Origin of the sequence: Xenorhabdus sp. PR6a (genome assembly GCF_028599065.1) — a bacterium.
Taxonomy (GTDB): Bacteria; Pseudomonadota; Gammaproteobacteria; order Enterobacterales; family Enterobacteriaceae; genus Xenorhabdus; species Xenorhabdus doucetiae.
Window position 1 is genome coordinate 1 of sequence record NZ_JAQRFJ010000102.1, and the last position, 6,380, is coordinate 6,380.

5 protein-coding genes are annotated in these 6,380 nt (G+C 41.0%); all 5 read right to left on the reverse strand.

The genetic code is table 11. From position 1 onward, the window contains the following. Window positions 1-126 precede the first annotated feature (126 nt). The 5 genes from PSI15_RS16845 to aroA are packed head-to-tail and all read right to left on the reverse strand — an operon-like array spanning window position 127 to window position 6,103. Window positions 127-915 carry an SDR family oxidoreductase gene (locus PSI15_RS16845; protein WP_273584537.1) on the reverse strand — a complete coding sequence of 263 codons (789 nt, stop codon included), beginning with the start codon at window positions 913-915 and terminating at the stop codon, window positions 127-129. A gap of 51 nt (window positions 916-966) precedes the next feature. Then, entirely contained in the window at window positions 967-2,157 is a 1,191-nt protein-coding gene (locus tag PSI15_RS16850; protein WP_273584538.1) for a Bcr/CflA family efflux MFS transporter, read from the reverse strand. A gap of 13 nt (window positions 2,158-2,170) precedes the next feature. Continuing rightward, window positions 2,171-3,916, reverse strand: a complete 1,746-nt coding sequence (locus PSI15_RS16855; RefSeq protein ID WP_273584539.1) for a thiamine pyrophosphate-binding protein — start codon at window positions 3,914-3,916, stop codon at window positions 2,171-2,173. 3 nt (window positions 3,917-3,919) lie between these two features. Continuing rightward, the gene (locus tag PSI15_RS16860) at window positions 3,920-4,699 is read right to left on the reverse strand and encodes a phytanoyl-CoA dioxygenase family protein (protein WP_273584540.1); all 780 of its coding nucleotides are present in this window, start codon (window positions 4,697-4,699) and stop codon (window positions 3,920-3,922) included. A 54-nt stretch (window positions 4,700-4,753) separates the two neighbouring features. Then, window positions 4,754-6,103 carry a 3-phosphoshikimate 1-carboxyvinyltransferase gene (aroA, locus tag PSI15_RS16865; RefSeq protein ID WP_273584541.1) on the reverse strand — a complete coding sequence of 450 codons (1,350 nt, stop codon included), beginning with the start codon at window positions 6,101-6,103 and terminating at the stop codon, window positions 4,754-4,756. Window positions 6,104-6,380: the final 277 nt, after the last annotated feature.

Genomic DNA, 6,380 nt, shown 5'->3' on the forward strand with positions numbered 1-6,380 from the left:
TGCCTTGCTCTTTGGTTGAGTATTTCATGACGACGCTATCTAATAAGATGAGTCGGTTTTTGAGTATTCGGATTCAATACCCCAACATTGTCAATAAGGATTGTAATATTCAGTTTTTTATTTCCCTTAAAACACGCCGGGATAGGCTCCACCATCAATAAGGATATTTTGCCCCGTTATATAACTTGCATAAGTACTGCATAAGAAAGCACAATATGCACCAAATTCTTCGGGAGTTCCAAACCGACCAGCGGGGATTTTCTGGCTCCGTTGTATTGCGATACTTTCCGGTGAATCTGTGCATCTCGACGCTTTTTGTACAAATGTTTGTCTCAGGCGATGAGTATCGAAAGCGCCAGGTAATAAATTATTGATAGTGACATTATTACTCACCAGTACGTGAGATTTTGCCAGACCACTGATGAAAGTGGTGAGTCCCCCTCGTGCCCCATTTGATAATCCCAGCTCACTTTGAGGCGCTTTAACTGCTCCAGAAGTAATATTGATAATACGTCCAAAACAGCGATTAACCATTTTATCAATGACTGCCTGAATCAGGCTGATTGGGGTAAGCATATTAGTATTGATGGCCTGATACCATATTTCACGGGTCCAGCCGGAATAAATACCTGTTGGTGGGCCACCCGCATTTGTAACAAGGATATCCACTACAGGTGGTGTATTCAGTACAGCATCCTGAATGTCTGATTGGGTTATATCACCGGATACCCATTTTATGGATACAGCAGGGTTTATATTTTGAAGCTGCCGTGCCGCCACTTTCAATTGTTCAGGTCTTCGTGCATTAATAACAACACTTACACCTTCTGCCACCAGGGCTGCCGCGCAAGCAAATCCTAAACCTTCGCTGGCTGCACATATGACAGCCCAGCGACCCGCTATTCTCAGATCCATATTTTCTCCGTTAGTATGACGGTGAAGATAATACTATCAATGTTGGTTGCTCTATAAGTGCCGGTTTTTTGTTTTGGATGCCCTGTACTGAGTAAAGGTGATGAAAGCAAAACAAATCAGGGCAAGGACGAAAAGACCCCACATTAAACCTGCTGCTGTTGTTGTATGGCCGCTGGAAAAAAACCATAATACAACGGCTGCGCCTGCCATTTTTAGAGCACCTTGTAAGGCACTGCCTGTTCCGGACAGTTCTGGATGCCCATGCAAACTTATCCCAAGTAATAACGGAGAAGACAGTCCACACCCTAGCCCGACAGCAAAACTGTAAATAATGATAAATTCAATCGATAATATTCGAGTGAAATAAATAAAGATGAGCGCCATCGCGGTAAACAACACTAATAACGGCAGTGAAACTTTAAGCATTCTTTCAGGTGTGGTATGTGACAACCCTTTTTTTGTCAGCAACGAACCTATTACGATCCCGGCAGAATAAATCATAAATAGATATCCATTCTGTGATGAGGATAGTTCAAATTGTGTCTGGAATATGAAAGGACTGGCAGTAAAATAACCCATGGTAATGGCAAACAACACGGCAGAGACAATACTGTATACAACAAAATTAACGTCAGATAACAGAATGCGAAAACCGGTTATCCGGCCAGGGTTTGTTGATTTCATTGGTGATGTTTCCGGCAACGTCATTTTTATAAAAAATGCACCTGTCAGCATCATGATGGTGAGAGCTATAAAATTAAACTTCCACGGCAGATATTCTGTGATATACCCCCCAATGACAGGGGCAAAAGCAGGCGAAACTTGTGATGCCATCGAAAAAATAGCCAGAGATTTAGATAATTCCGTTTTATCCCGGAAAGTATCACTGAGTATAGCTCTGCTAATAACCGGGCATCCACCTGCACCAATACCGGTCAGAAGCCGGAATAGAGATAATGTGTGAAATGATTCAGCCGTAGAAGTCAGATAATTACCGATAGCGGAAAATAATAAGGAAAAAATAATGACAGGAATGCGTCCGTGTTTATCGGAGAGAGGCCCATAAAAAAGCTGGGATACAGCAAAACCAACGAGATAATAAACAACAAGACTTTGTGCCTGATTGTCAGTAATTGCGAGTGCGGTTTTTATTATAGGCAGCGCCGGATTATAGAGATCTATAGAAAATAATCCTAATACCAGTATAACGCACGAATTGATGATAATAAGTTTTGACTTCATGCCTTTTTACCTTTCATACGAGCGGGAACGCTTTTATACGTTGGTTATATTCCTTATTTGGCGTTGTGTGCTGGTTATCACATTTAATTTCGATCAAGAATGGACTGTTCTGTTGCATAATCTCGGCAATACATTCCTGTAATTGATCAGGTGAATTTACACACAAACAGTTTACCCCTAATCCTCTCGCCAATTGACACCAATCATAATCAGGAATTTTTGTCAGATCGGTTTTGTTATCCTTATTATTAAAGTAGCTTGCCGCATAGGATGCATTATTAAAGATAATGAAAAGTATATTGCGATGGTATTTTGATGCTGTGGCTAACTCCATTCCCTGCATTAACATACAACCGTCACCTGTTATAACCATACATTTTCTGCCTGGAGCAGCAAAGCTGGCTCCTATCCCGGCAGGGATACTCCAGCCCATAGGACCAAGTGTGGTTGCCGATATATATGCTTCAGGTCTGCGTGCGACCCAGTAATGACCAAAGAATGATCGGTGCGCACCAGAATCAACACTGACGATCCCATCTTCCGGAAAATATTTCTGAAGGAGATTGATATAGGAGGCGGGGTGCCTTGCTGCATCGCCTGTTGCACTAAAATCAATAGGGAAATACCTGGGAACTGCACTGAGATACTGTAACCATTTCTCCCGTTTGGGGCGGCCTTGAATGAGGATATCAGGGTAATGTTCTTCAAGGGCTTCCAGAAATGCGCTACTGTTTGCTGTAATTCCACAAGTGATATCAAGGTATTTACCAAGATATTCAGGATTGGTATCCACCTGAATCGTTCTACCCGAAAGTTGCAAATCCGGAGACCATAGCATAGTGCTCCATTGAGTCGTATCCATCCCCAATAAGATAATACCTTCCAACGCTGGATCCTTAAATGCTTCAATCGCTCTGGGGCTACCGGAATAGCCATAAACACCGAGTGACAGTGGATGATCTTCCGGAAAGAGTCCTTTACTACTTAACGTCGTTGCTACAGGGAAATGATACCTTTCTGCAAATGCTAATAACGTATCCGCTGTTTCAGGGGATTTACTGCGTAAGCCTGCAAGAATGATACAATTACGGGCATGACCAATGAACGCTTCAAATTCCGGGGAGCACATTTTCTTAATATCAACCGGGCGATGCTTCCAGGAGTCAACAATGCTTGCGCTGATGTCGGGATAGTTTTCATCATATTCGTTTAAGACTTCCTTGCTTACCCCCAGATAAACAGGGCCTTTTTCAATGCCTTTCATTGCACGGAGTGACTCTCTCAGAAAACGACTGATTGACTGACCGGCTTTAACTTCAAACGTTGCACGAGTCACCGGAGAGAAAATCTGATGCTGATTAATGCCGGATTGTGTACTGTCCTGTAAGACATTGTACATCTCCATTGTTGACGAGATTTGACCGGCCAGGAGTAAAACAGGGAAATTATCCGTGTAGGCAGAAGCTATACCTGTCAGGGTATTTGTAACACCAGGCCCGCCAATCACTAAACACACACCAAAAGTGTCAGAGACACGGGCATATCCCTCGGCCATATAAGCAGCCCCCGTTTCACAGGCGGTGACAATCGGAACAGGGAAAGTCTCCAACACGGAATCATTATCTTTCGGATAACACTTCATGAATGCATTGATGAGCTTACCGGGCACCATGAAAAGATGAGAGGCACCCAGTTGGCGTAGCTGTCTCAGTATATAAGATGCGCCATTTTCTTTCTGTCCGTCATTTGAATATGTCATCGCTCATAGCCCTATAAAGTGGATATTTTGCCTTTTCATTATTTTTAATGAATCCTCATGAAATGAGTCCGGGTATCGGACATTGGGCATATCTGCAAAATAAGGTTTTGGGCTTTTGGGGAGATAATCTGAAACATGCATGCTATGTTGAGCACGATCCCGAAGGTACTGTAGATATGATTCGTTATGTTGGTCTGAAGCAGAAACGGTCCATTGTAAAGCCAGTTTGGCATTGTCAGGTACTTTATCTGGATAAGTGCTTCTATGAGTTATTCTGTTATCCCATAGGATAAGATCACCAGCCTTACTCATGATAACTTTCTCGTATGCTTGTGGGGTATTCAGCATGCTTTTTACAGTCGCTTGAGCTAGCCGATGAGAAAAGGGGATTAGAGTTATCCCTCCTCCATGTTCAGGATCATTGTCCTGTAAATAAATCGCACATTGCATAAACTGTAATGGCGTATCAGGATTGATTACCTCATCAGGTAGAAAATACGCGTCATTATGCCAGGGAATATAAACACTTTCTCGGATTGTAAAATTAGGCAATAAATAAAAATTTCTACCAAAAAGTCCCTTGATAGCTGTCACTGCCTTCTCTTTCAAAAGAGTATGAAACACGGCTGGATATTTCAATATATCGGTCGGGAGAAGTGTTGAGAGATTATTTTCATCGGAGATTTTTTTATAAAATTCTCTGACAATGCTAATTTCTTTTTTATTTATGACTTCTGGGATTACGACATAACCCTGTTCGTTCATTTTCTGGATGATATTCATATTGATTTCCTCAGAGAAATTAATCATTAGTTCCATGTAAATATGTCGAAAATATCACTCAACTTTTTCATATTTTTGAATACATTCTTGGAATGTAATTCCAAGTTGTTCAAACTCTTTAAAGAAACCCGGAAATGAACAATGAACATCTTCATAACCATCAATATAATTAGCTTGCCGGCAACGTAATGATGCTACAAACAAAGACATAAAAATACGATGGTCTCCCCAGCTGGAAAGTGTACAATTTCCGGAGTAGGATGAATCGCCATGAATTTCGAACCCGTCATAAACATCATTTATAATCAGAGGCTTAATTCTGACACCTAATTTTAACAATTCGTTTACCATTGCTTTTATTCTTGGCGATTTATGCAGTCGGGTAATAGATCCTCCGGTAATCCTGAAACAGCCATCCACATAAATTCCTATTGAAGCCAGAGTAGGGACAATGTTAGGACAGTTGCTGACATTAAATTCATAATTTCCAGTCAGTTGACCTTTTTTATTAATCAGACGAATTTCATTTCGCTGATCATTGCGAATAATCTCCAGTCCCATTTTTTCAACAAATGTCAGGATAGCCTGTTCGCCCTGTAAGCTCTTGCTATTGATATTCCTGAGTGTCAGATCACATGGAAACAGGGTTGCAGCGGCAACAAGGTAAGAACATGAAGTATAATCGCCTGTTATTGTATATTCAGCAGCATTATATTTCCCGGGAAATACGGTAAGTTGGGAAAAATTTTCATTATGCTGAAATTTGATACCTGCTATGGTCAGAATTTCTAATGTCTGTTGAATATATGATAATGACAGGATATCCCCTTTGATTTTGACCGTAGTACTTTTCTTCGCAAGGGGAGCTGTAAACAGGATTGCGGTAATAAACTGGGAACTGATGTTTCCTTCTATTTCACATTCTCCGCCAATATAACCGCCCCAATTGATGAAAGGGGCTTTCCCGTTCATATGAATACTGGAAATATTTCCGCCCAATTCAACAAGAGCATTAAGCAAAGGCTCCATCACACGGGTTCTGAGCGTAGCGTCACCCGATATCACAGCGGGAGTTTCACTGTGGCAAGTGAGGGCGGTTATCACACGAAAGACTAACCCCGAACCGAGGGCGTCAATGACCTTTTTCTCAGGTCTAATTTTCCCGCCAGTACCATAAATAATTAATCGTTCAGGTTCCTCAATAAATTGGGCTCCGATACTGCGGCATGCTTCCTTCATTGTATTGGTTTCCAGACAACGCAAGTCATTATTAATAATTGACTTGCCATCAGCCAGACTGGCGGCCAAAATAGCTCGTTGAGTTTCTGGTTTCGATGATGGTATATAGGCAGAATGAAGAAGATAATTACTTGGATTAACAGCCAGATATTTTAATGACGACATAACTTTAATTTCCCTTTCATAAAGATAACATTACAGATACGTAAAATTGACTTATTTTTAGTAACTAAGATGAAATCAAATGTACAACACACTCTTATGTGAATTAATTTTCAATCATGTTGTTGAATTTCAATCGGTTGTTAATGTCTTATACCGTATGGCTGTTTTTTCAGGAAAAACAAACACCATCAGATAGCGTTACGTTAAAATAAAATCCCCATATTTTCACCTGCCATGTAAATCCGAAAAATTCTACTTTATAGATCTTAAATGGCTT

Bases quoted from the DNA above. Each gene is read 5' to 3' on its own strand.
- PSI15_RS16845 (WP_273584537.1), bottom strand. From the start codon at position 915: ATGGATCTGAGAATAGCGGGTCGCTGGGCTGTCATATGTGCAGCCAGC.
- PSI15_RS16850 (WP_273584538.1), bottom strand. From the start codon at position 2,157: ATGAAGTCAAAACTTATTATCATCAATTCGTGCGTTATACTGGTATTA.
- PSI15_RS16855 (WP_273584539.1), bottom strand. From the start codon at position 3,916: ATGACATATTCAAATGACGGACAGAAAGAAAATGGCGCATCTTATATA.
- PSI15_RS16860 (WP_273584540.1), bottom strand. From the start codon at position 4,699: ATGAATATCATCCAGAAAATGAACGAACAGGGTTATGTCGTAATCCCA.
- aroA (WP_273584541.1), bottom strand. From the start codon at position 6,103: ATGTCGTCATTAAAATATCTGGCTGTTAATCCAAGTAATTATCTTCTT.